This is a genomic window from Paenibacillus sp. MAHUQ-45 (genome assembly GCF_058133325.1).
Map to the genome: position 1 here is coordinate 69,219 of NZ_JBYUPV010000017.1, position 23,845 is coordinate 93,063.

Below are 23,845 nucleotides of genomic sequence, written 5' to 3' on the forward strand. Positions count from 1 at the left end.
TGATATAGGATTTTTATTCCATAGTTTTACTTATAAGTAAATTAATCTTCCTTAGTAGGGATTAGTGAACCATTCGCTCATTCGTTTCACCGTTCATAAGAACCGCGCTGAGCTCCTGGTACGCCTCCCGCCAGCTTAAAGACAAACCTTGCTCCACAGTCTCCGCAATCAGCCCTGAAATTAGCTGCTTCCGGACAGCAGATACCTGAAGAAGCGACATTAGTGAATACAGGATGGAGTCGATCATCCGGTAGATGATAAACCCTTTGTCGTCGCAATGCTTCTGGAAATCCGCCAGGGAATGAAAAATGAGGTGAAAGTCATTAAGCGCATCATAACGCTGAATGAAGTCACTATCCTCCAGCAGCTTCTGTAGGGTTATCTCCCCGTTCTCGAACGCCTGATTAAGAATCGTAAGCAGGCAGTCTATGAAGATTTGCATCCTACCAAATATAAATTCACGTTCATATTTCCCTTCGGCAAAGCGCTGCAGACCCACTTGAATAAACTGCTGCTCCTCCTCAGTCCGATGGAACAGATGCTCCCAGGCATTCCATTCCAAGCCGTTCTGTCTGCCGGACAGCTCCATCTGGCCTTTGATATATTCCAGATTGGCGCGCAGTGACAAGTATCCGTATCTCAGTCCTCCCGCAGATCGATTGACATTAATCAAAAAGATTTTAGCGCATTCAATATTTTGCCGTTCCTCGGACAGGGCTGCCCATGTATCAAAAAGATCTACTAGCAGCTGGCTTTTGAGCAGTTCAATCTCATAATTCATCCGCAAGCTGCCGATGGCGTTCCTATGGTGGAACTCTACTTCTTCCTCCACAGTCACTTCGCCATCCATGCGCAGCGGGAGGTAATTACCGGTGTAATTCTCCAACTCGGCTTGTTTGTGCAGGATGTTCTCGTAATTATCGTATTCAGTCTGCAGTCTGGGCCGACTGTAGCGCTCCGCCAGACGGCGTATAACCGCCTCAATCCCGTTGTCCGCTTCCGCGGTGGGAAAGCTTATTTTCATATGGAACCCATTGGTCCAGCTTCTCCGAAAAATCACATTCATCAATCTTCTAGCTTGAACAAACCGGATCACACCCTGCATCAGAAAAGCAGTAGCCTCGTTATCGTATAAATAGCAGTTGATCGTACGCACCTGCGTACCGCTGCCCTCTCCACTCATCAATCATACAACTCCCGTCGCTTCTGTGATCATTGTCCCAACAAACCGTACCCGCTTACCTTAACACAGCTGTGGTATGTCCTCACCGAATATGTGATGTAGGAAAACCACATACTTTTTGCGGGGCTGAGGAGAACACGCAGGTCGTGATATAAATTTGGGATACCACACAAGCGGCTCTCCTTGGGGCTAAATCCACATAAAAAAGCGGGGAGTACTCAATTGATGGATACTCCCCACGCTTCATTTCAACATAATCAGACCAAAATCAGAGTTAACCCCCACTATTCGCAAAAAAAACGGCTTCATAGATTGCGGTAATCCGCATCCATGAAGCCGCCCTTGTATAAATCTATCTTACTTCTTGTCAGACAGGATCAGCACACCATGTGCCGGAATTGCTGCCGTACCGCTAACTTTGTTGCCAGTCAGCAGGTCTGTACGCTCAGTGGAACCAATGTCGGCGCTCAATTCGCCATTTGTATGGTTCAGCAGGAACAGATAGGATACGCCATTTTTCACCCGTTGTACGGATTCGATTCCTGCTGGTGCTTTCACCAGCGGAAGAATGTTCTGCTCCGCGCACAGGTTGCCCAGGAATCCGCGCAGGAATGCTGCATCCGGGCTGGTAGCGACATAATACGCCTTACCTTCACCAAAGGTGTTGGCAGTCAAGACTGGCATACCTTGGTAGAAGTCAGTGCCATAACGAGCCAGTACCTCTGCACCCTCCGAGTGGATCAGATCGCAGAGCAGATTGCATTTGTACGAACCACTCAGCTCGCCCCAGCTCTTCTCCATCACAATCTCATTACTCATTTCAGGCAGCAGAGAGTCGATCTCTTCAGCCCAAATCCCAAGCAGATTGCGCAGTTCACCCGGATATCCGCCCAAGGTAACAATGTCGTTCTCGTTGACGATTCCGCTGAAGTAGGTGGTCACGAACGTGCCGCCTGCCCTCACGAAAGCTTCGATCTTCTCTTTTACACCCGGTTTAAGCATGTACAACACCGGAGCAATGATCACTTTATATTTGGAGAAATCTTCTTTTAGACCGATCATATCGGCTTCGATGTTTTCTTGATACAGTGCGTCATAATACTTGTGAATTTCATTGACATAATCCAAGCCTACGGAAGGCCCACTGGACAATTCAACCGCCCAGCGGTTTTCCCAATCGTACAGAATACCGACCTTAGCTTCGCCGCGCGCATCCAGCAGTTCATCGCCCAGTAGCTGAAGCTCTCTGCCCAGCTCTGCAGTCTCGCGGAAGACACGGGTGTGCTCATGACCTACGTGCTCAATTACTGCACCATGGTACTTCTCACATGCACCGACAGAACGGCGAAGCTGGAAGAACAGCACAGTGTCCGCGCCGTGAGCTACTGCTTGATAGCTCCACAAGCGCATTACGCCCGGGCGCTTCAAGGAGTTGTACGCCTGCCAGTTCTGCTGGCTTGGCGTCTGCTCCATCAGCATGAACGGTTGTCCACTCTTTAGTCCACGCATCAGATCATGCGACATTGCAGTAAAGCTAACCGGAGTATCCAATGCAGGATAGTTGTCCCAAGAGATTACATCCAGATGCTCAGCCCAATCGAAGTAGTTCAGCCCTGGATAGAAGCCCATCAGGTTCGTAGTGATCTGCACATTCGGACAATGCTTTTTAATCGCATTGTATTCAAGCAAATAGCATTCCAGATGTGCGTCATTCATGAATCTGCGGAAATCAAGGGAGAGGCCCTGGAAGTTCGTATTATTGCCATCCCATTCTTCACTCAGCTCGCTAGGGAGAACAATCTCATCCCAGTCGTAGAATGTATGTCCCCAGAAACGAGTATTCCACACCTTGTTCACCACATCAAGGGAGCCGTAACGCTTCTTCAACCACACACGGAAAGCAGCCGCAGATTGCTCTGAATAATCGTAGTTGCTAATCTCATTGTTGATATGCCAAGCGACTAGTGCTGGGTGATCTTTGTAGCGCTCTGCCAGCTTGCTTGCTAGACGTTCAGCAAATTTACGATAGATAGGGCTATTCATATTAGAATTATGGCGTCCGCCGAATTTACGCTTTCTACCCTTCACATCGACTTGAGTTACTTCAGGGTATTTGCGTGCCATCCAAGCCGGATGCGCAGCCGTGGATGTTGCAAGACAGACATACGTACCACTCTTATAGAGACGATCCATTTGGGCATCGAGGAAAGAGAAATCATACGTATCTTCATCGGGTTGAAGCATAGCCCAAGAGAATACATTTATTGTTGCAACATCAATGCCAGCCAGTTTGAACATACGCTCATCTTCGGCCCATGTCGGGGCGTCCCACTGCTCAGGGTTATAGTCACCGCCGTACCAAATCTTCGGCAATTTATCGTTGATCATGCTTGGCACATCCTTTATAGTATAATTATATATTTATTGTAAACGGTTAATCACTCCCTTTAAATATAAAATTTCTGACCATCAGTATAATAATATAGAACTGAAGGAGGTGGATGCTTTGACAGCAACCACACACCGCAGAATTGTATTCGCCCCCGAGGGGGGACAGCATTTGCCAGTCTCGCTGGACAGCATGGGCCACTATCCGGATCAGGAGAAAATATCTCGTCCCGACGGCTACCATACCTACCACTGGATTCAGACTTCGCAGGGTGAAGGGGTCATTCATTTTGACAATAAAACACTCTCGTTGACCGAAGGAAGCGGCGTCCTGCTGCTCCCTCATGTGCCTCATAGCTACGAGGCGGTATCTGCCAGCTGGCATACCTATTATTTGACATTCAGCGGTAATTCTATTCGGCACATTCTGGAGGCACTCGGAATGGAGGATAACGCTTTTTATCGCTGGGAGAGTGAAGCCCCTCTCTCATATATGCTGGAAGAGATGCTGGACCGTCATGACGCGGGCGGCGATATGTTCGGACTTGAGGCCTCCAGCGACGCCTACCGTTTTCTCCTGACGCTGAGCAAATACGGGCAGCTTCATAACAACACCACCATTTCCCGCAATCTGGACAAGCTGCAGCCTCTGCTAAAATGGATGAATATCCACTATGGCAACCCGGATATCGGACTGCTAGAGCTGTCCACCCAGCTTGGAGTGTCCGGCCGTTACCTTAACAGCCTGTTCCTCCAAACTTTCGGACTGTCGCCTTATGCCTATTTTGTCCGGCTACGCATCCGCAAGAGCAAGGAGATGCTTCTTAGTGAGCGCCAGCTGACCGTCAAAACAATTTCACAGCGGGTCGGCTTCCGCGATGTCAGCCATTTTGTAGCAACCTTCCGCAAGCAGTCAGGTACGACCCCTGATCAATTCCGCAAGCTGCACTGATACCGTTCAGTGCAGTTTTTTTTGGCGTTACATTGTATTAAATATCCTGAATAGTGACTGAAGGATGCTTTAAAACTCGCACTCTCTCCAGCACATCTTCTATGAGCGCGGTATACGCCGACAAGGTAAAGTAATCCAACTGCTTATGCACTTCATAGATTTCGGGAGTCCAAGTATGGGTTGGGTTGGGTGATATTGAAGATTAAGGGTAAATTTGCACCTTATTTTAACCCAGAAATGGTTTTTAACGCATTTAAGTGCATAATTGTATGTTAAATCATCCTATTTTTCTCAAAATGCCTTCAATCTCAAAATTAGGGTACAAAAATGCTCTTAATTCCCTAAAAACCGCTATATACCTGAATTTAACATACAATTTTGCCTCTATTTTAAATTTTCAATCCTCTGACTGAATTAGACTATGAAGTATGAAAGTAGACACGGAAAATCCAGCCCAAGATAACTGAATAAATATCCTTAACACGACACAAGCCCACTCCAGCCTCAAACTTGAAAAGTAAAACCGGTGATCCAAATTGCCGTGCACTTTGGATCATCAAACACAACACATTATGCTGCCGCTCTCCAGCCGGCGGCACCCGCAAACCGCACACCAAAAAGCAGGCAGCTCCCCTCTTCCCAAGGGGAGCTGCCTGCTTCTCTAATGCCCGCATCCCGGGCATTCAGGTGCCGAAGCGCTGGCGATAGCCGCACTTTCGGCATAGTTCCTCCACGGCTTCCCTGCGGGAGAAGCCATAGTACAGATTGTTGGCGCGCTCGCCTTCAACAATCTGGGAGAATGGAGTCTCGTGCAGATTGCCGAGATTGATTACCCCTTCACCGTCGAGACAGCAAGGAACGACGGTGCCATCCACTAGCACAGCGGCCTGAGACCGCAGTGCGTGGCAGAAGCCCTTGCCGTCATCCTCCGGCTCGTGAAGAGCGGGCCACCTGAACTCGTGATCCTGGTTCAGGTAGATACGCGGCGCAATCTTCACGCCGCTGCCGGGCATAACCTTTTCCTCAATCTTGAAATCAAGGTCAAACGCCTCTTCCAGCAAAGAAAGCGTCTCCCGATTGCGGCTCCGCTCCAGGTTCGTCATATTATCCTCGGTCAGATTCCACAACCGGAAGGAGATCAGCACCCCGAGCTCCGCTGCCTGTTTAGCAAAATCGATAATCTCCGACACATAGCCCTCGCGGTTCTCCGAGCCTTCATGCCCGTCGAAGCTGTGTAGCGAGAAATTCATCTGCCGCAGCGCAGGTTTACCCAGAATTTTCGGCCCGGCTTTATGAATCAGCGTTCCGTTGGTCGTAATGTTGACCTTGAATCCTTTGGTATCCGCAATATCCAGCAGCTCTGCAACACGAGGGTGCAGCAGCGGCTCGCCTTTGACATGCAAATAAATATGATTGGTATGTGGTTTGATCTCGTCGAGAATCTTGGTGAACGTGTCCGGCTTCATGAAATTTTTCTGCCGGGCCGTTTGCGGGCAAAAGCTGCAGGCGAGGTTGCAGACACTTGTTATCTCGATGTATACCTTCTTAAATGTCTTCAATCCTGGCCCTCCGTTCCTTTCATAGATCTGAAGCATACCGGAGTCCGATCTGTGCTCTGGCTTCCTCCATAATTTCAGATACCGCTAGCGAATTGGCATGGCTGTTGATACTGCTCTCCCGTTCACCGTTCTTGAGCAGTTGGATGAACTCCTCAACTTCATAATACATGGACTCAAACACCTGCGGCTGGGTCAATTCCTCTACCGTTCCGTCGCGGTAATGGACTTTCACCTGATAAGGCTGATTGATCTTATCTATAACCATCGTACCGTTCTCACCCTGAATCTCGGCGGGGAGATAGGAATCTGCAATCTTCGAATGCATTACGACAGCATCCATATCGTCATAGCGCATCACGATACTTCCTTCACCATCCACACCTGAGGACAGCAGTACACCCACCGCCTGCACAGACTCCGGTTTGCCAAACAACGCCACCATCGGATACAAACAATAGATGCCTAGATCCATTAGAGATCCATTGGAATAGATAGGATTGAATGCGTTTAGAACCGTCCCCTGACGGAAAGCATCATATCTCGACGAGTATTGACAATAGCTTGCAAAATAACGGCGAATACGCCCGATTTTATACAGATTCTCCTTAACAATTCTAAAGTTCGGCATAAAGGTCGATTTCATCGCCTCCATGAACAGCACGTTGTTGCTGCGCGCCGCCTCAATAACTGCTCGAAGCTCTGCACTGTTGGAAGCAGCAGGCTTCTCGCACAGGACGTGCTTACCGTGATTGAGACAGATAACCGCCTGCTCCGCATGCATCGAATTGGGACTGGCAATGTACACCGCATCCACTTCTTTGCTGGATACCATCGCCTCCAGATCAGTGTAAATCGTCGCCCCCGCATATTTGGCCGCAAATGCCTCGCCTTTCTCCTGCGTACGAGAATACACCGCTGTCAGAAGAAATTCCTCGTTCTCCAAGCCGGCTTGAACAAAGCGGTCTGTAATCCAGTTGGTCCCTATGACCCCAAATCGAATTGTCATGATGTGATCCCGTCCTTTTTTATTCTACTGACTCTATATGCTATTTTCTCACTCCATGATAGGTATGTCTACTTTTCCGGACATTTTTCCGACAAATTTTACGTTTATTTGACCTTCTATTCACACAGTAGGTGCCACCGCACGAAAGAATGGACTCCGCATCTACTGATACGAAGCCCATTCTGATGTATACCTTCATTCATTTATTCGTAAAAGGCCTGAAGCTCACGGATAATAACTTCCTTGTCATGCTCTACCACCGTCTGATGCTGTGGCATTTCGAAGAGCGCGGCGATCGGTGCCGGGAATTCCTGCTTGATGTCAATCAGTTGAATCGCTTCATCGAACTTCGCCGGATGTGCCGTCGCAAAAGTAATTGCAGTCTCGCCAGCTCCGTTAAACGCCTCATATGCCGCAATACCACAGGCCGTATGCGGATCGAGCAGATAGTCATACTCCTGCTTGTACTTGCCAATCGTATCGAGACACTGCTGATTCTTCGCGCCAAGTGCATTAAAGTCAGCTTGCACCTGTGCCAAAAGCTCACCGTCTACCGTGATTTTGCCTTCACTTTGCAGCTTGGACATATAACTGGACAGTTTCTCAGCATCCTCGCCTAACAGATAATACAGATAGCGCTCGAAATTGCTCGCAACCTGAATATCCATGGAAGGACTGTACGTGCTCTGGAAGTTCCCCGGTTTGTACTCTCCGGTATTCACAAAACGCTCCAGAATGTTGTTCTCATTCGTTGCGATAATTAACTTGTTGATCGGCAGACCCATTTGCTTCGCCAGGTATCCGGAGAAAATATTACCGAAGTTACCAGATGGTACGCTGATGTTAATCTTCTTCTCGGCACTGCCTTCCACATGCAGATAAGCATAGAAGTAATATACGGTCTGCGCCAGGATGCGCACAAAGTTAATGGAGTTAATCGCCCGTAGGTGGTAGCGACCCTTGAAGTCAAGATCGGCGAACAAATCCTTGATGACCTTCTGACAATCGTCGAAGTTACCATGTACGGACAAATTCAGCACATTGCTATCATCCACTGTCGTCATTTGCAGCTCCTGAACCTTGCTCACTTTGCCGTGCGGGTGCAGGATACAAATCTTGATGCCTTCCTTACCGCGTACGCCCTGAATCGCCGCTGCACCGGTATCGCCCGAAGTGGCTCCGAGGATATGGATAATCTCGCCACGCTTGCGGGAGATGTAGGAATACAGCTCACCCATAAATTGAAGCGCCACATCCTTGAACGCAAAGGTAGGACCGTGGAACAGCTCCAGCACATACAGGGAATCATTCACCTGATGCAGCGGAGTCACCTCCGGTGAACGGAAAGTGGAATAGCTGGTGGCTACCAGTTCTTTTAAATCCTCATATGGGATCTCGTCGTTCGTGTACAGGGAAAAAATCTTCAGGAACAGCTCCTGGTAGCTGAGGCTTCTCCATTCCTCCAGCGTAGCCGCGGATACGGCCGGAATCTGTTCGGGAACCATAAGTCCTCCGTCGTCCCCAAGTCCCATCAAGACTGTATCGATAAAGCCCTTAGGCTCCACATGGCCTCTTGTGCTTATATACTTCATGCTCATCCTCCTGAACCCCTATTTATTTACCCTATAGTAACACGTTTACGCGCTAAAGTCCGTTATTTTGTATTCTAATTGTTGAAAAGAGGCTTGGCATCCGGTTTAGCGGAATGCCTTGTTCTGTAGTTCCTTCCAGACCGTCTTATTGCTGTACTGCCGCTCGGTACTAACATCCTTGCCGAACCAGTCTGGCGCCTGAAAGCCCTCTGCTTCCTCCAGCGAATCGAATTCAACCTCCAGCACAGCCAGCTCCAGCTGGGTGTACACATCAATCTCTACCGTAACCCCATTCCAGAGCGCGGTAATACGCTCCTTGACGAGCGGGATCGCCCGAACAGCTTCAACCATCTGGGTGTACAAGCCTTCCGAGATACGGTATTCGATTTCTTCGCGCTGGATGCCTTTACCATCCTTGAACGTATGGGTGTAAAATACCTCTCCCGTGTCCAAATCCGTAATCTTGCGCACTCGCAGCTCCTGGCCTCCGTCAATCGCCAGATATGTCTGGTCGATGCTATGCCGGGTCACAATCTTCAGTTCTCCTTGCTCAATCCGTTGCTCCGGGTATTCCGGCAGCAGAAATTTACGTTCAATCTCCTGGCCCATGATGTCTCTCTCCTTCTGGTCTTTAGCTACTCTATATTATTAATCATCATAGGGGCGAGGCATACGCAAGTCAATCCGCAGAAGGGCATCAATAAAAAAACCTGCATGGTTCAGCAGATTTCCCGTTGTCCCTCTTTTTTTGTTAGAATAGAAGGGTCGGCGCATAGATTATAGCGTCAGTCAAGGAAACGGAGGCAAGTACCTGTGGATTATATTATTCTGGACATCGAATTCAACGGCCGCAAGTTTGCGAGTGAGCATCCGATGGAGGTCATTGAGATTGGTGCTGTCCGGCTAGACTCTTCATTGCAGTATAAGGATGAATTCTCATCCCTGATTAAACCTATATATTTCTCAACCCTTAATTCTTTCATCAAGAAAAAAACAGGTATTCCGCAAGAGGATATTGATGTTGCAGCACGTTTCCCCAAGGTCATCACCGCCTTCAAGGCGTGGCTGGACCAGAGCACGGACGGCGTACTGCTGCTCACCTGGGGCGGAGAGGATATGAAGCGGATTATTCAGGATATCCGTATGCACAAAATGGACGAAGCCTATTGGATGGCTGCCACCTATTTTGATCTGCTGAAGGGCTTGCTGCGCGCCCGGGGCTTAACCAACGATATCAGTGTTGAAGGCGCGATGGCGCTGCTCGGCCTAGAAGCTTCCGGTTCTGCACACCGGGCGCTTGATGATGCCCGAATGACATCTGAGATTTTCCGTGCGGTGTTCAGCGAACTGGACTTCGAACGGGCACAACATTACGTGGACACCTTCTCCAACGCGAGGGAGCGCAAAACTGTCAAGATCGCCATCAAGGCAATGACCTCACAAAAGGTCGTCCCGACCTGGGAACTCGTGGAGGAGCACTACTTCTCCGACAAGAATACCCTTACTGATCCCCGCAAGCTGGCGGAGCTGAAGGCATATTTCGAGGCACAGGTAGGCAACGTTAAGAAGTAGTCCTTCTGGTCTTCTTTTCCTCTGATTAAGATTAAGCAGCAACAACATGATAACGGCGGCAGTTTCCTGACAGTGATTCCATTCGGTAATCCTGCGGGATAACGCCGCTGTTTTGCATTCCTTTCGTTATTCAGGCGATGAATCATTCATGCCATCAATTATTTCCTCATTCTCAAATTTTCCTTATGAAAAACTGTTTGACATTGCCGCTACGTCAAGGTGTACATTAATTTCAAGCTTAAGCTGACGAAAGATAAAGGATGTTCGAAGCGGCCGCCGGACAGCCTGATGAGTAACGTTTTGGAGGGATTACTACGGAATACACAGTGCAAAAGCTGGGGACACTCGCCGGAATCAGTACAAGAACATTGCGGTATTACGATGAGTTCGGGATTCTGAAGCCGGCAAGAATCAACTCTTCCGGATACCGTATATATGGCCAGGTTGAGGTGGACCGGCTGCAGCAGATTCTTTTTTACCGGGAGCTGGGCCTAAGCCTTGAACGGATTAAAGAGCTGGTGACAGCACCGTCCTTCGACGGGGCGAGAGCACTGCAGGAACACCGCGACAAGCTGCTGCAAAAAAGAGAACAACTGGACCTATTGATCGCCAATGTCGAGAAGACTCTCGCGCAAACGGAGGGGAGAATAATGATGAGTAACGAGGAGAAATTCGAAGGCTTCAAACAAAAGCTGGTTGAGGATAACGAGCAGACCTACGGGCAGGAAGCACGTGCGAAATATGGTGATGAGGCCATTGACCGCTCCAACCGGAAACTGAAGGGCATGACCGAGGAACAATACACCGCCATTCAGCAGCTGGAAAAAGAAATGTTGGAGTTATTGGAAGAGGCTATGGTGCAGGGTGACCCAGCCAGTGTATCCGCTCAGAAAGCAGCCGATCTGCACCGCCAGTGGCTCTACTTCTACTGGGACAATTATTCCAAGGAGGCCCATGCCGGAGTCGCGCAAATGTATGTGGATGATGAACGCTTCACTGCATACTATGATAAGCATCGTCCCGGTCTGGCTGCATTCCTGCGAGATGTCGTACACATCTACACAGGTACAGAGCAAGCGTAATCACAGACATCGCGCTGAACGCCAAGAGCGGCACCGGAATATCCCGGTGCCGCTCTTTTTGCTGCTCAGCCTGCGTCTTCACGTTAGCAGACTTTGTGTACAATGCAGGGCAAGCATCGCCCCTTTTCAAAGCCCGTTCCCAACCCACTAGAAACTACGATGCAGCAGGCTTTGTTTGCTCGTGCTGCTCCGCGACAGCGATTTGTTCATGGGCCACGATACGTGTTACTCTCACTAGGCCTTCTCCAACCTTGTAAGCCCAGTTTCACATAAGCACAGCTCCATGCATTCTGGTGTTCCATCAGTCAGCAGCACATCCATCTGTAGCCTATTGATTGCGGTGCAACCTAATATGGAGCGTCATCCTGAGGACCTTGGCAAGCATATTCACCTGCCGCCTACAGACTCCGGTGCAGCAGGTTCAGCGTGTCGCGCAGCTCCGCGACCGCGATCTGTCCCGGAGCCGATGGCTTGCGGGCCGCACCGAAGGTTACGGCGGAGCCGAATACTTCGCCGGCCAGACGGCTGATCACGCCAGAACCGGCCATCGACATCGTGATGATAGGTCGGTCTGCGTACGCTGTCTTCATCTCATGGGTAGCTTCCAGCAGGATCAGTACATCACCTGGTGACTGAGGCATCACCGCAATCTTAGGCAGATCGCCTCCCAGCTCCTGAGCTTTGCGAAGGCGGGCAATTATCTCTGCTTTAGGTGGTGTGGCGTGAAAATCATGATTAGAGAGAATCACGAACACTCCGCTGGCATGCGCAACTTCTACAAGCGCCCGCACATCATCTTCTTCGTTGAACAACTCGACATCTATGATGTCGGCCAGTCCACTTTCCGCGACTGCCTTGTTAAGCTGCACATACGCTTCCCGGCTGATCTCCTTCTCGCCGCCCTCCCGCGCACTGCGGAAGGTGAAAATCAGCGGGAGCTCAGGGATAACTGATCGGATGGCCTGCAGCGCTTCCTGAACCGCCACGGTATCCTCGACCCCCTCATAAAAATCCACGCGCCACTCTGCCAGATCCGGAGCCAGTAGCTTCAGCGCCTCGGCCTCCTGTTTCAGCTCGTCCACCGTCACCCCGACAAGCGGAACACAAATCTTGGGTACACCTTCGCCGATTACTACATTCTTCACTGTCAGTATGCTACTCATTGGTTCAGCTCCTTGTGTATCCAAATCTATTCCTGCTTCCCGGTTCCGGAGGCCGCTTGCAGAAATTTCTCTACCTCGGCCAGCCTCGGCAGTGAAGGAATCGCCCCTGGCTTACCTACAGCCAGGGCGCCTACCGCGTTGGCGAAGCTCAACGCTTCCGTGAGTCCCGCCCCACGGGTCAATTGCAGAGCCAATGCCCCGTTGAAAGAATCGCCGGCGGCTACGGTATCCACCGCCTGCACCGGGTATCCGGGAACATGCTCTGTTCCCGTCTCATTAACAATCAGTGCCCCTTTGGAACCAAGGGTCACGATTACGTTCTGCACGCCCTTCGCCAGCAGCTGGCGGGCGGCTTCAGCCGCGGTGTCCACACTGTCCACCGCGATCCCGGACAAGACGCCCGCCTCTGTCTCATTGGGCGTCAGATAGGTCACGTGGCTGAGCAGCTCATCGCTCAGCGGCCGTGCCGGGGCGGGATTCAGGATCACCGGAATCCCGTGGGCATGGGCAATGGCCGCGGCGCGCTCGCTCATGGCCATATCCATCTCAAGCTGCATGACGACGATCTCCGCTTGGCGGATTACATCCTCAAGCGCTTCAATGTCCCCTGCAGTAAGCTCAATATTCGCACCGGGAACCACGATAATCCGGTTCTCCCCGTCTTCCTCCAACACGATAGATGCAACCCCTGTCGCTTCCGTCTTACTGATGGAGATATGCTCTATATTTACTTGCTCCTGTCTCATAATCTCCCGCATTTCGTTGCCGAAGCCATCTTGGCCGACCCGGCCAATCATAGTCACCTCTCCGCCAAGGCGAGCTGCGGCAGCGGCCTGATTGGCCCCTTTTCCGCCAGGGGACAGACTGAAGCTTTGTCCGAATAACGTCTCTCCGGGTCCCGGAGCCCGTCCTGTACGAACAACCATATCCATATTTAAACTTCCAATTACCACGATACCCACGTAGACACCACCATTATTATTCTTATTCTCTTATTCCTTTATCTTATGGCCTACATCCCAGTTAATCAAACAATTCTCTACATTACGGTACAACTTTTCTTTGGTCCACTCCTGTAAAAAGACAAAATCATGATTACCCTATCGATAAAAGGGGAACATAATAAAGGGCCCTCTGCTGATACATTTTGTGCAGAGATGCTTAACAATAAGTTGTTCATTCCATTCCTGATTGGGAGGCTTAGCAGTGAACGAGAAGAAATTGCCGGTAGTCGCCTATTTCTGCATGGAGTACGGCCTTCATTCCGATTTCAAGCTGTACGCAGGCGGACTGGGCATTCTGGCAGGTGACTATATTAAAGGTGCTAAAGATATAGGTGTTCCCCTCATTCCCATCGGACTGAAGTGGAAGCAAGGCTATACGGATCAAAGGATAGGTAGAGACGGTAAACCCTACGATGCTTATCACAATTATAACTATGATTTTCTTGAAGATACTGGCGTTAAGGTGACAGTCAAGATTCGGAAGACCGATGTGGTATGCAAAGTGTGGAAGACCGATCATTTTGGCAACAACCCGTTATATCTGTTGGACACCGATGTTCCGGAGAATATGGATGCATGGATTACTGGGCAGCTATATGGCTGGTTTGGTGAGGAGCGGATCGCTCAGGAGATGGTGCTTGGTATTGGCGGGGTAAAGGCCCTGCGTGCCCTTGGCATAGCGGTCGATGTCTATCATTTCAATGAAGGCCATGCGGCCTTGGCTGCTACCGAGCTGATTCGCGAGAAAATGTCTGGGGGACACACCTTCGAGGAAGCCTGGAGAGCCACCCGGGAAGAGGTAGTCTTCACTACTCACACCCCGATCAAGGAAGGTAACGAAGCACATCCACTGGACCGACTTGAGTATATGTGCGGCTTCAACGGCTTGACTCGTGATCAGATGGAACGGATCGGCGGTGAGCCTTTTAACATGACTGTAGCCGGGTTACGGCTTGCGCGGATTTCAAACGGAGTGGCAGAGCTACATGCTGCAACGGCCAATAAAATGTGGAAGACCGTCGCGGGTAGATCGGAGATTATCCCCATTACAAATGCCATTCATACCCCAACCTGGGTGGACGAACGGATCATCAAAGCTTATGAAAAAGACAGCGATTTATGGGCCGTTCATAAGGAGCTCAAGGGCGAACTGCTCGATTTTATTGCTGAACGCGCCGGGATCACCCTGAACCCTGATGACCTGCTGATTGGGTTCTCACGCCGGGCTGCCCCTTACAAGCGCAGTGATCTGATCTTTTCCAATCCCAAGCTAATTGAGCCATACCTGGAGAGCGGCCGCATCCAGATCGTCTTCTCCGGTAAAGCGCATCCGCTGGATGATGTCGGCAAGCAAATCATCAGCAATTTGGTGGCGATGATGAAGAAATATCCGAAAAGTGTTGTTTTCCTCGAAAACTACGATATGACTATCGGTGCAATGCTAACTCGCGGCTCCGACATCTGGCTCAACAATCCTCGAAGACCGCTGGAAGCCAGCGGAACCTCTGGAATGAAAGCTGCGATGAACGGAGTGCTGAATTGCTCCATATTGGATGGCTGGTGGCCTGAGGCCTGCATCGACGGTGAAAATGGCTGGAAGATCGGCGATACCTTCGAGACCGGTGACCTGGAATTTCAGAATCAGCACGACAGCGACGCGTTATATGATACCCTTTTGAACAGAGTCGTTCCAACCTACTATGAGAATCGCAGCAAATGGGTGCAGATGATGAAGAAGAGTATAGAAACTACAATTACTGCCTTCTCCACCAAGCGTATGCTGGAAGAATACTATAACAAAATGTATATCAAATAAGCCGCACGAACCCAATCGCATCTTACACCATCTAGACTTCCCAGTCTTCGGACCTGTTCCCGTCCACCCACTGTGGGCGGGTTTTTGGCATATGCATACGGACTACGCTGTTCCGTCCCCCTGCTTTGGCCGCGTACAATGCCTCATCTGCAATCTTCATCAGTTCGGCAAACTGGTCATTATTGCGGACTCTGCCTGTCGTTGTTCCTAGACTGCCTGTTACAAATCCGCCCGTGACGGAAAATTCGTGAGTGATCTTCATCCCACTGATCTGCGCACGGATTCTTTCCGCAATTTCCGCGATCTCTTCCCTGCCGGTATGAAAAGCCGCAAAGACGAACTCTTCTCCCCCTAGTCGTGCAGCGATATCTTCAGGCCCTCTGGACGCCGCATGAATGACCCCAGCGATGCTTTTGATCACCTTATCGCCTTCCGCATGACCGTAATTGTCATTGAACTGCTTGAAATAATCAATATCCAGCATGATCAGAGACACCTCTGTATCCGGAGTGTCCTGACTGCTGAGCATCGTCTGCACCTGCTGATCGAAGGCACGGCGATTGGGAATCCCTGTTAGCTCATCGACGAGCGACAGCTTCAACAGTTCTTCGTTCGCTCGTTCCAGCTCCCGGTGTACCCTCAGGTTTTCTTGTATTTCCTGCTCCAGCCTGGCATTACTTTGCCCTAGCAGAACCTTGCTATAGAAATTGCGACAATAGGTCACAAACAGAATCCGGGAGGCAATCCATGAGAAGAATACGAAAATGCCCAGATTCACATAATGACCAACCAGCACCTCGCCTGAAGATTGATAGAATGGCAACCCCGCCGCCAATAATAATGTCGAAACACCATATAACAGCAGAATAGTCTTATTGTTAAAGTAGAAAATTACCGAGATACTCATCAGGTTCACGACAAAAGCCATCAACTGGCCATAGAGCCTCTGATCTACCAAAGTGACAATAGTTCCCCACACCACGAATATAATGGAGTAAAGAAGAAAGGCCCCTTGATATCTCCGGAATTGCTCAGGTGAATACGTCTTGTCAGGATCATATTTTCTAGCAGCAAGCAAAAAACAGATGTTCATAATAATCATCAGCATATACATAACAAAATAAAAGCTGAAGTGAAAGCTCTCATGTGCGCTCGACAGAGAGGCCGTCACATCGGCAACTGTGAGCGCGGTTTCCAGACCGATGATGATTCTGGCGAACAACAACCCTCGCGCAATATTTTCCGCAAACATCTGATTCTGTAGCTGCTTCTTTTCCTTGGCAGTTAACTCGAACGGTAGCCTGATCAACCTACTCAGCATGTTAATCTCCCTTTGCCGGGGAAGAACCCCCGGTAATCTACTGATAACGGCTTATAGTATCCTTTATCTTCTAATGGTAGTACATCACAAATACATATTCTATGCAAATTGTGTACCTCCCCTCTTACTCTATTTATAAATATTTCTTATTTAAAATTAATATAAAAAAGGATTGCATTTTCCCTGTAACTTGTTAATATAGAACTTATACTAAATCTAAAATCAAATCCCATGAGGTGATTCTATTTATGAGTTCCAACCCTAATAACCTTACGACTAGCTGGGGCGCGCCGGTAGGCGACAACCAGAATTCCATGACCGCCGGCTCCCGTGGTCCTAGCCTATTGCAGGATGTCCACCTGCTCGAGAAACTCGCGCATTTTAACCGGGAACGGATTCCCGAGCGTGTCGTGCATGCCAAAGGTGCCGGAGCCCATGGATACTTTGAAGTCACACAAGATTTATCGCAATATACGAAAGCTAACTTCCTGTCCGAGGTGGGCAAGCGCACACCGATGTTCATCCGTTTTTCCACCGTTGCTGGTGAATCCGGCTCGTCTGATACGGTCCGTGATCCGCGCGGCTTTGCCGTGAAGTTCTATACCGAGGAAGGTAACTACGACCTTGTCGGCAACAACACGCCTGTCTTTTTCATTCGCGATGCCATTAAGTTCCCGGACTTTATTCATACACAGAAGCGTCATCCGCAGACCCATCTGAAGAATCCGAACGCCGTCTGGGATTTCTGGTCTCTATCACCTGAGTCACTGCATCAAGTCACTATTCTGATGTCCGACCGGGGCATTCCCGCTACACTGAGACATATGCACGGCTTCGGAAGCCATACCTTCAAATGGGTGAATGCAGAAGGTGCTGTTGTCTGGGTGAAATATCATTTCAAAACAGAGCAAGGCGTGAAGAACCTGGATGTGAAACTGGCTGCTCAGCTCGCCGCTGATAACCCGGATTACCATACCGAGGATTTGTTCAATGCCATTGCTGCTGGTGACTTCCCTGCTTGGAGACTGTATGTACAAATTATGCCGGAGAAGGATGCCGACACCTACCGCTTCGATCCGTTCGACGTGACCAAGGTTTGGTCGCAGAAGGACTATCCCCTGATTGAAGTGGGCCGCATGGTGCTGGACCGCAATCCGGAGAACTATTTTGCAGAGGTAGAGCAGGCGACCTTCTCCCCTGGTTCGTTCGTGCCTGGCATTGAGGCTTCCCCCGATAAAATGCTGCAGGGCCGCCTGTTCGCCTATGCCGATGCTCATCGTTACCGGGTAGGCGCCAATCATAACAGTCTGCCGATCAACCAGCCCAAGGCGGAAGTGCGAAATTATCAGCGCGATGGGGCTATGAACCACGGCACTAACGGCGGAGGATCTGTTTATTACGAGCCTAACAGCTATAGTGGTCCTACTGAATCACCAGCAGCTAAACCAACACCGTTTGAAGTGTCCGATCAGGCAGACAGCGTCGCTTACGACCATAATGATCATTACACCCAGCCCGGCGATTTGTACCGTCTGCTTAGCGAAGAAGAACGTACCCGTCTCGTTCAAAACATTGTCGGTGCCATGACCCCGGTTGACCGGGAAGACATCAAGCTCCGCCAGATCGGACATTTCTATAAAGCTGATCCTGAATTCGGGCAGCGCATTGCCGCAGGATTGGGCTTAGAGGTGCCAGATAGCGTGTAAGATGATCCTGTTCTACAAGAGCAGTTTATTATAGAAGAGAACAATGGAGTTCCCCTATCACTCAATTTGTGATACTCCAATCCCCCCCTTTAATCCTTATATAAAATAAAAGGACCTCGCCTCCACTCTGCAGTGGGGTTCGAGGTCCTTTTATGTGTTACTAACGGATAAATCCAAAATAAATTACTACGAGCATAATAGCAATGGTTGATATTGCAGAAATGCAGGTGAAAAAGAGGTTCCAGCTATTGTTTCTCATTCGTCTTGTATACGATTAGGATTGTCGATCTCTGGTGTTCCGTACCGCCGCGTGAAGCCTTGACTACAGATCCGTAACATATATTCACTACCTGTTCTTCTTGCAGTCCCGCTAAAAATTCATTCGCTTTGTTCTCCGCATAAGAATTGTCCGTATCCACGAACTCCTTGACTTGAATCATCCCAATCTCTCCTTTGTAAGATTATTCATTTCCATTTTCTCAGCTTCTACCTGAGCCCCTAGAATGCACATGACGCATCACTCCTAAGGTAACATTTAATGTAAACTATTCGCAAACGTAGAGTAAGGCACTCCGCAGCTACACGCAGAATGCCTTTACTTGAGCTAAGCTTAGCATTCCCCCTGCAAAGAGTCAACGGGATGGATTGGATTTACAGTTGGCAGCTGTTATACTGTGGTGAAGGCCCCGAATGATGCGGGGTCTCTATTCGTATAGACTAATGCAGGAGGGATTCAGTATGGCGAGGCTTTATATTTTATCTACAAGAAACGTGATGCTTAGAGGGGGGGAAATCTACTATGAACCATAGTCTTCTCTATCAGGGCTCACGGACGCAACTCGTTGGGCAGCTTCTGTATTTTGACGAGGAAAAGCTCGGCTTCCTGAATCAATATTTCCCTGATCGAAGCAAGCAAAGAATCGAGGCTGAGGAGCTTTTGGCTCGTTATTGTGCCACACTGGAGCAACTACTCGCTGAATTTAGCGAAGAAGGACTGAACTCTGTGGTCCTGATTGGCAGCCAGTTGACTCTGCGATATCTTGATGATGGCGAAACCGATATCTACACCATCGTGTTCCCCAATCAAGCGGAGCCAAGTGACAGTAAGGTCTCCATGCTCTCGCCTGTTGGCCTGCAGCTACTGCTGGCGGAGGTGGGTAGTACACGGCGGCTGCAAGTCCCTTCGGGTGAGTTGGAAGTCGTCGTTGAGAGCATCAAATTTGTGAATAGCGGCGAAGTAGGACAGTTTATTTAACCCCTTTTCCAAGATGCTTGGCCTCCAAAAACATTGGCTAAATGTTAACAAGAGGCCTCTTTGTTGTCCTGGACAAGAAGAGGCCTCTTTGGGGCTAAGCTATAGAATTAAGTAAACATTCATTGACCTGTCTCTAACTCTAACAAGCGATCAAAAGAGCAGATCGATAAGTTCCTTGTCTACAACTACTCTATTCAGTAGCTCTGTTCCTGCCTTCGTATTATTCACCAAAGCATCCACCAATTGTTTTTGTTCGGTGGTGAGCTGTATGTAATCGGCCGGAAGCTCGCGGCATTTCAACAACATGCCCAGTAGGGCATCGGTGGTACGCGCGCTAAGTTCCAAGATGTCCAGAATGTCCTTACGCGTCGCTTTTACCGTGCTGACATACCGGCTTATTTTAACAGTCTCCATATTAGCTCGCTCAGCGAGCACCTTATTGTTCCTATACCTCAGAAGGACGGTGTTCAGAATAGCACCGCAGCCTGTAGGATTAGCTAGTCCCAATAATGGGGTCCCAAAGTTCCCTGCAGTAGTTCCTTTTCTTTCGATAGTCTGTGCCCCACTCCTGTGCCGAGGTAGCTCTGCATGGGTAGACCTTGTACTAGTACGTGTTGGGATTGTTCTGCCAGAATCAACTGTACGGATCGCAGTCGCAATGGCCAGCACTGCTGTTGGGCCAAGAGAAGCGACACCCCTACCGACCACAATATTCGCGGCTGTCAGCTCGCTAGAGCTGTGACTTGTATTGCTAATCGTCATTTCCATTGTTTTCAGCAGACCGTAGAACTTTTTAGCCTCGATCTTGATTACCTTCAACTCCGTGTTTAGGGCTACTGATTTGTTACTCATGTTATTGACGAAATCCCATGCTTCATCGATAATCGTCTGGAGTCTCCTACGTTTGTCCAGCAACCGCTTCGCATCCTTGATAAGGCCTTGCTTCTCTATTTCATAAGTGGCTTGCACCCTCTTCATATTCCCAATGGCTTCTTCCCGCTGACCTTTGCTGAACACAGGTAAGCCCCCTCATGAGCAGTAATAGATGTAATCAAGCAATCTCTCTATGGATGAAGTATACCTAAAATTTGGATAATTATCACTACCGATAAAGATTCCTCCACTGCTCCAGTTGCAGCTTCAACTGCTCTCTAGCAGATGATGGCTCCAGAATCTCGGCATTCGGTCCGTATTGGAGAATCCATTTCATAAACTCCTTCTCGTTGTTAACAGTAACTTCAAAGAGCAAACTACCATTCTGCTCATCCCTCATCCGCGGGTGTACGAATAACTCTTCCTCTTTGATATACCGGGCCACCTCTGGAGAAAAACGAACTTTGAAATTCGTATTTTTGTTCCCGCGATCAATCGACCATGTATTTTTCAAATATTGCTTAATGTTGAAGCCGCCCTTGTCAAAATACTCTGCCGTGATTTCCACCTGCTGAAATCGGCTGATTCGGAAGGTACGAATAGCCTTCTTCAGATGGCAATGGCCGATAAGGTAAAAGCGCTGATCGCGCGGGATCAAATAATACGGGTCTATCTCCCGCTCGGTTATCGCATTACGACTCTGCGAATGATATACAGCACGAATGCTTCGTTGCTCCAGAATCGCTTCAATAATAGGCTGTAAAAAACTTTTGCTCTCCTTGCGATAAGCAGGCGTCCCCATCTGGATAATATCGGCTATATTTTCAAGGATACCGTTCTGCCTGGACTTCTCCTTTAAATGCGTCCCCATAACCTTAGCATAACCAGTATGAAAACCTTGGGGGATATTATCCTGATTCAGGACAGATGGCAGTAGGGAGAACGCCAGCGCCTCTTCTTCGGAGAAATCCAATGGGTACATGAAAAACTTGCCCATAAACTTATAGCCAGTCCCCCTTCCTTCATTTGTTATGGGTGCGATGTGGCTCAGCAGCTCCAGATCCCGGTAGATTGTCCGGAGGTTCACATCACATTTAAACGCCAGATCGGAGGCAGTGATTCCCGGGTTGGACTGAACGGCATTGATAATTTTAAAAATACGAATTACTTTGTCTGTCATTATGTATGCATTGCTCCTTTGTTGCTATGTTACAAAGCCATCCATCTGCAAAATGAATATAGCGGCCTTACCAGTCTTTACGCTGCCATCGTATATCCGTTCCATTGCATAATAAAAAACACGGAGAGTAAAAGCCTCCGTGTTGCGTGTTTGAATGAAGCTATGTTTTGCCAAACCATTATTTCAATCTAAGTCCTTCGGCCAGCTTGCCCACTGATTTTTCAATTCGGGCTGCCCGTGTCTCCGGGCGTTTCGCCCCCTCAATCCAAGCGACATACTCTTTCTGGTAAGAATACGCCAGACTATCATAATAATCTCTAGCTTGTTCATTGGTGCTGAGGGCAGCTACAAAGTCATCTGGCAGCAATACCTCTCGTGACGCGGAATCTTCTTCCATCTTCACACTAACGGTGTCGCCTGGGCCCGCCTTTGCCAGAGTCCGCAGTTCCTTGTTGACTACCATAAAGTGACGTCCATCCCCATGCGGCATCAGTGTCCCTCTATAGGGTACCCTGTTAATTGTTCCTTTTACCTGGACACGAGATTTCGTTCCGAAAATCTCCTCTACCGCCAAGGGTACGTTAAAATATGTCCAACTCCCGGTCGCCTCCGGTCTAATCAATCTTGCCGTGAACTCGTACATGGGCAGTCCCCCTTAATGGTACTACTTATTCTATTGTACCATCTGGGGTGGACCAAACAAAAAAAGACACCCGCCCGGAATGGGCAAGTGCCTCTTGTTATAAGCGGGTGATGGGAATCGAACCCACGCTATCAGCTTGGAAGGCTGAAGTTCTACCATTGAACTACACCCGCACAGATATAAAATCGGGATGACACGATTTGAACATGCGACCCCCTGGTCCCAAACCAGGTGCTCTACCAAGCTGAGCTACATCCCGACAATATAGTTTAATAAAATGGCGCGCCCTGAGAGATTCGAACTCCCGACCTTTTGATTCGTAGTCAAACGCTCTATCCAGCTGAGCTAAGGGCGCAAAAATTATGGAGCGGACGACGGGAATCGAACCCGCGACCCTCGCCTTGGCAAGGCGATGCTCTACCGCTGAGCCACGTCCGCAAATAAGTGGTGCGCGTGAAGGGACTTGAACCCCCACGTCGTGAAACGCCAGATCCTAAGTCTGGTGCGTCTGCCATTCCGCCACACGCGCAAACTTGTAAAAATGGTGAGCCATGAAGGACTCGAACCTTCGACACCCTGATTAAAAGTCAGGTGCTCTACCAACTGAGCTAATGGCTCATAAATGGCTGGGGATATAGGATTCGAACCTATGCGTGACGGAGTCAAAGTCCGTTGCCTTACCGCTTGGCTAATCCCCAACGTTCATGAATGGTAATTATAACTTGTAAAGAATGGCGGAACCGACGGGATTCGAACCCGCGATCTCCTGCGTGACAGGCAGGCATGTTAGGCCAACTACACCACGGTTCCAGATTGGTTGCGGGGGCAGGATTTGAACCTGCGGCCTTCGGGTTATGAGCCCGACGAGCTACCGGGCTGCTCCACCCCGCGTCAGTAAAATCATATTCTCTTGTCCTCCAAAGGAGGTTACATGGTGGAGGCTGAGGGGATCGAACCCCCGACCCTCTGCTTGTAAGGCAGATGCTCTCCCAGCTGAGCTAAGCCTCCATAAATATGACCCGTAGGGGATTCGAACCCCTGTTACCTCCGTGAAAGGGAGGTGTCTTAACCCCTTGACCAACGGGCCATGCTACAAATCTAATCAATAAACATTGTATCGCTTGTCCACTAAAAACAAAACTTTCGAACGGAGAGAGAGGGATTCGAACCCTCGAGACGCTTGTGGCGCCTACACGATTTCCAATCGTGCTCCTTCGGCCAAACTCGGACACCTCTCCAAATGGCTCCCCGAACAGGACTCGAACCTGTGACAACTCGATTAACAGTCGAGTGCTCTACCAACTGAGCTATCAGGGAAAATGGTGGGCCTTAGTGGACTCGAACCACCGACCTCACCCTTATCAGGGGTGCGCTCTAACCAGCTGAGCTAAAGGCCCTTTTTACTACATATGTAGTCATTGCGGCAAAAAATAACCACGGGTTTGTGGTTTCCGCTTGGCGGCGTCCTACTCTCCCAGGACCCTTCGGTCCAAGTACCATCGGCGCTGGAGGGCTTAACGGTCGTGTTCGGGATGGGTACGCGTGGAACC

20 protein-coding genes, 14 tRNA genes and 1 rRNA gene are annotated in these 23,845 nt (G+C 49.4%); 6 read left to right on the forward strand and 29 right to left on the reverse strand.

Going from position 1 to position 23,845, the window contains the following annotated elements:
- Positions 1 to 61 precede the first annotated feature (61 nt).
- On the reverse strand, positions 62 to 1,183 hold the full coding sequence (locus AC3Y23_RS26400; RefSeq protein WP_379204796.1) for a hypothetical protein: 1,122 nt from the start codon (positions 1,181 to 1,183) through the stop codon (positions 62 to 64).
- 357 nt (positions 1,184 to 1,540) lie between these two features.
- Positions 1,541 to 3,571 carry a beta-galactosidase gene (locus tag AC3Y23_RS26405; RefSeq protein WP_379204798.1) on the reverse strand — a complete coding sequence of 677 codons (2,031 nt, stop codon included), beginning with the start codon at positions 3,569 to 3,571 and terminating at the stop codon, positions 1,541 to 1,543.
- A gap of 118 nt (positions 3,572 to 3,689) precedes the next feature.
- Between AC3Y23_RS26405 and AC3Y23_RS26410 the strand changes: the two genes are divergently transcribed.
- Positions 3,690 to 4,523 carry an AraC family transcriptional regulator gene (locus tag AC3Y23_RS26410; protein ID WP_379204800.1) on the forward strand — a complete coding sequence of 278 codons (834 nt, stop codon included), beginning with the start codon at positions 3,690 to 3,692 and terminating at the stop codon, positions 4,521 to 4,523.
- Between the two features lie 570 nt (positions 4,524 to 5,093).
- Here the strand turns inward: AC3Y23_RS26410 and AC3Y23_RS26415 are convergent.
- The 5 genes from AC3Y23_RS26415 to AC3Y23_RS26435 all read right to left on the reverse strand — a co-directional run bounded on the left by AC3Y23_RS26415 (position 5,094) and on the right by AC3Y23_RS26435 (position 9,289).
- Positions 5,094 to 5,246 (reverse strand): hypothetical protein, encoded by a 153-nt coding sequence (locus tag AC3Y23_RS26415; protein WP_379204802.1) that lies wholly within the window; start codon positions 5,244 to 5,246, stop codon positions 5,094 to 5,096.
- Positions 5,207 to 6,082, reverse strand: a complete 876-nt coding sequence (locus tag AC3Y23_RS26420) for a radical SAM/SPASM domain-containing protein (protein WP_379204804.1) — start codon at positions 6,080 to 6,082, stop codon at positions 5,207 to 5,209. The genes AC3Y23_RS26415 and AC3Y23_RS26420 overlap by 40 nt, the downstream gene beginning before the upstream one ends.
- 19 nt (positions 6,083 to 6,101) lie before the next feature.
- On the reverse strand, positions 6,102 to 7,088 hold the full coding sequence (locus AC3Y23_RS26425) for a Gfo/Idh/MocA family protein (RefSeq protein WP_379204807.1): 987 nt from the start codon (positions 7,086 to 7,088) through the stop codon (positions 6,102 to 6,104).
- A gap of 203 nt (positions 7,089 to 7,291) precedes the next feature.
- Positions 7,292 to 8,680, reverse strand: coding sequence for a threonine synthase (thrC, locus tag AC3Y23_RS26430; RefSeq protein ID WP_379204809.1), 1,389 nt, complete (start codon positions 8,678 to 8,680; stop codon positions 7,292 to 7,294).
- A 105-nt stretch (positions 8,681 to 8,785) separates the two neighbouring features.
- Positions 8,786 to 9,289 carry a CYTH domain-containing protein gene (locus AC3Y23_RS26435; RefSeq protein WP_379204811.1) on the reverse strand — a complete coding sequence of 168 codons (504 nt, stop codon included), beginning with the start codon at positions 9,287 to 9,289 and terminating at the stop codon, positions 8,786 to 8,788.
- Between the two features lie 204 nt (positions 9,290 to 9,493).
- On the opposite strand from AC3Y23_RS26435, the gene AC3Y23_RS26440 reads away from it, so the two are divergent.
- Positions 9,494 to 10,252, forward strand: coding sequence for a 3'-5' exonuclease (locus AC3Y23_RS26440; protein WP_379204814.1), 759 nt, complete (start codon positions 9,494 to 9,496; stop codon positions 10,250 to 10,252).
- 326 nt (positions 10,253 to 10,578) lie between these two features.
- On the forward strand, positions 10,579 to 11,334 hold the full coding sequence (locus AC3Y23_RS26445) for a MerR family transcriptional regulator (RefSeq protein WP_379204816.1): 756 nt from the start codon (positions 10,579 to 10,581) through the stop codon (positions 11,332 to 11,334).
- 398 nt (positions 11,335 to 11,732) lie between these two features.
- Here AC3Y23_RS26445 and aroD read toward each other — a convergent pair whose 3' ends face one another.
- Both aroD and rbsK read right to left on the reverse strand, forming a co-directional pair.
- A complete protein-coding gene (aroD, locus tag AC3Y23_RS26450) occupies positions 11,733 to 12,497 on the reverse strand; it encodes a type I 3-dehydroquinate dehydratase (protein ID WP_379204818.1) in 765 nt (254 codons plus the stop codon).
- Positions 12,498 to 12,523: 26 nt separating this feature from the next.
- On the reverse strand, positions 12,524 to 13,459 hold the full coding sequence (rbsK, locus tag AC3Y23_RS26455) for a ribokinase (protein ID WP_379204820.1): 936 nt from the start codon (positions 13,457 to 13,459) through the stop codon (positions 12,524 to 12,526).
- A gap of 244 nt (positions 13,460 to 13,703) precedes the next feature.
- On the opposite strand from rbsK, the gene glgP reads away from it, so the two are divergent.
- Complete coding sequence (gene glgP, locus AC3Y23_RS26460; protein ID WP_379204822.1) at positions 13,704 to 15,317, forward strand: alpha-glucan family phosphorylase; 1,614 nt, start codon at positions 13,704 to 13,706, stop codon at positions 15,315 to 15,317.
- A 31-nt stretch (positions 15,318 to 15,348) separates the two neighbouring features.
- Here the strand turns inward: glgP and AC3Y23_RS26465 are convergent, their stop codons facing one another.
- Positions 15,349 to 16,638: a GGDEF domain-containing protein gene (locus AC3Y23_RS26465; RefSeq protein WP_379204824.1), complete on the reverse strand. Its 1,290-nt coding sequence runs from the start codon at positions 16,636 to 16,638 to the stop codon at positions 15,349 to 15,351.
- Positions 16,639 to 16,886: 248 nt separating this feature from the next.
- Here AC3Y23_RS26465 and katA point away from each other — a divergent pair, with 248 nt between their 5' ends.
- Positions 16,887 to 18,344: a catalase KatA gene (gene katA, locus AC3Y23_RS26470; protein WP_379204826.1), complete on the forward strand. Its 1,458-nt coding sequence runs from the start codon at positions 16,887 to 16,889 to the stop codon at positions 18,342 to 18,344.
- Positions 18,345 to 18,589: 245 nt separating this feature from the next.
- Here the strand turns inward: katA and AC3Y23_RS26475 are convergent, their stop codons facing one another.
- Positions 18,590 to 18,784, reverse strand: coding sequence for a sporulation protein Cse60 (locus tag AC3Y23_RS26475; RefSeq protein WP_379204828.1), 195 nt, complete (start codon positions 18,782 to 18,784; stop codon positions 18,590 to 18,592).
- A gap of 359 nt (positions 18,785 to 19,143) precedes the next feature.
- Here AC3Y23_RS26475 and AC3Y23_RS26480 point away from each other — a divergent pair, with 359 nt between their 5' ends.
- Positions 19,144 to 19,599 (forward strand): GreA/GreB family elongation factor, encoded by a 456-nt coding sequence (locus AC3Y23_RS26480; RefSeq protein ID WP_379204830.1) that lies wholly within the window; start codon positions 19,144 to 19,146, stop codon positions 19,597 to 19,599.
- A gap of 150 nt (positions 19,600 to 19,749) precedes the next feature.
- On the opposite strand, the gene AC3Y23_RS26485 is transcribed toward AC3Y23_RS26480, so the two are convergent.
- From AC3Y23_RS26485 to rrf, 18 genes are all read right to left on the reverse strand, one after another.
- Entirely contained in the window at positions 19,750 to 20,616 is an 867-nt protein-coding gene (locus tag AC3Y23_RS26485; protein ID WP_379204832.1) for a hypothetical protein, read from the reverse strand.
- Positions 20,617 to 20,701: 85 nt separating this feature from the next.
- Positions 20,702 to 21,652 carry a helix-turn-helix transcriptional regulator gene (locus AC3Y23_RS26490; RefSeq protein WP_379204835.1) on the reverse strand — a complete coding sequence of 317 codons (951 nt, stop codon included), beginning with the start codon at positions 21,650 to 21,652 and terminating at the stop codon, positions 20,702 to 20,704.
- Between the two features lie 178 nt (positions 21,653 to 21,830).
- Positions 21,831 to 22,295, reverse strand: a complete 465-nt coding sequence (locus AC3Y23_RS26495) for a YdeI/OmpD-associated family protein (protein ID WP_379204837.1) — start codon at positions 22,293 to 22,295, stop codon at positions 21,831 to 21,833.
- A gap of 102 nt (positions 22,296 to 22,397) precedes the next feature.
- Positions 22,398 to 22,468 (reverse strand) — tRNA-Gly (locus AC3Y23_RS26500).
- Positions 22,469 to 22,480: 12 nt separating this feature from the next.
- A tRNA-Pro gene (locus AC3Y23_RS26505) sits at positions 22,481 to 22,554 on the reverse strand.
- A gap of 19 nt (positions 22,555 to 22,573) precedes the next feature.
- Positions 22,574 to 22,650, reverse strand: a tRNA-Arg gene (locus AC3Y23_RS26510).
- Between the two features lie 8 nt (positions 22,651 to 22,658).
- Positions 22,659 to 22,733 (reverse strand) — tRNA-Gly (locus AC3Y23_RS26515).
- A gap of 7 nt (positions 22,734 to 22,740) precedes the next feature.
- A tRNA-Leu gene (locus AC3Y23_RS26520) sits at positions 22,741 to 22,824 on the reverse strand.
- A gap of 13 nt (positions 22,825 to 22,837) precedes the next feature.
- Positions 22,838 to 22,913: transfer RNA gene (locus AC3Y23_RS26525), tRNA-Lys, on the reverse strand.
- A 5-nt stretch (positions 22,914 to 22,918) separates the two neighbouring features.
- Positions 22,919 to 22,993 (reverse strand) — tRNA-Gln (locus AC3Y23_RS26530).
- Positions 22,994 to 23,027: 34 nt separating this feature from the next.
- A tRNA-Asp gene (locus AC3Y23_RS26535) sits at positions 23,028 to 23,105 on the reverse strand.
- 4 nt (positions 23,106 to 23,109) lie between these two features.
- Positions 23,110 to 23,186, reverse strand: a tRNA-Met gene (locus tag AC3Y23_RS26540).
- Positions 23,187 to 23,227: 41 nt separating this feature from the next.
- Positions 23,228 to 23,303, reverse strand: a tRNA-Val gene (locus AC3Y23_RS26545).
- A 7-nt stretch (positions 23,304 to 23,310) separates the two neighbouring features.
- Positions 23,311 to 23,382, reverse strand: a tRNA-Glu gene (locus tag AC3Y23_RS26550).
- Positions 23,383 to 23,443: 61 nt separating this feature from the next.
- Positions 23,444 to 23,533, reverse strand: a tRNA-Ser gene (locus AC3Y23_RS26555).
- A gap of 3 nt (positions 23,534 to 23,536) precedes the next feature.
- Positions 23,537 to 23,612 (reverse strand) — tRNA-Asn (locus AC3Y23_RS26560).
- Positions 23,613 to 23,615: 3 nt separating this feature from the next.
- Positions 23,616 to 23,692, reverse strand: a tRNA-Ile gene (locus AC3Y23_RS26565).
- Positions 23,693 to 23,748: 56 nt separating this feature from the next.
- Positions 23,749 to 23,845 (reverse strand): 5S ribosomal RNA (gene rrf, locus AC3Y23_RS26570); the annotation flags it as partial.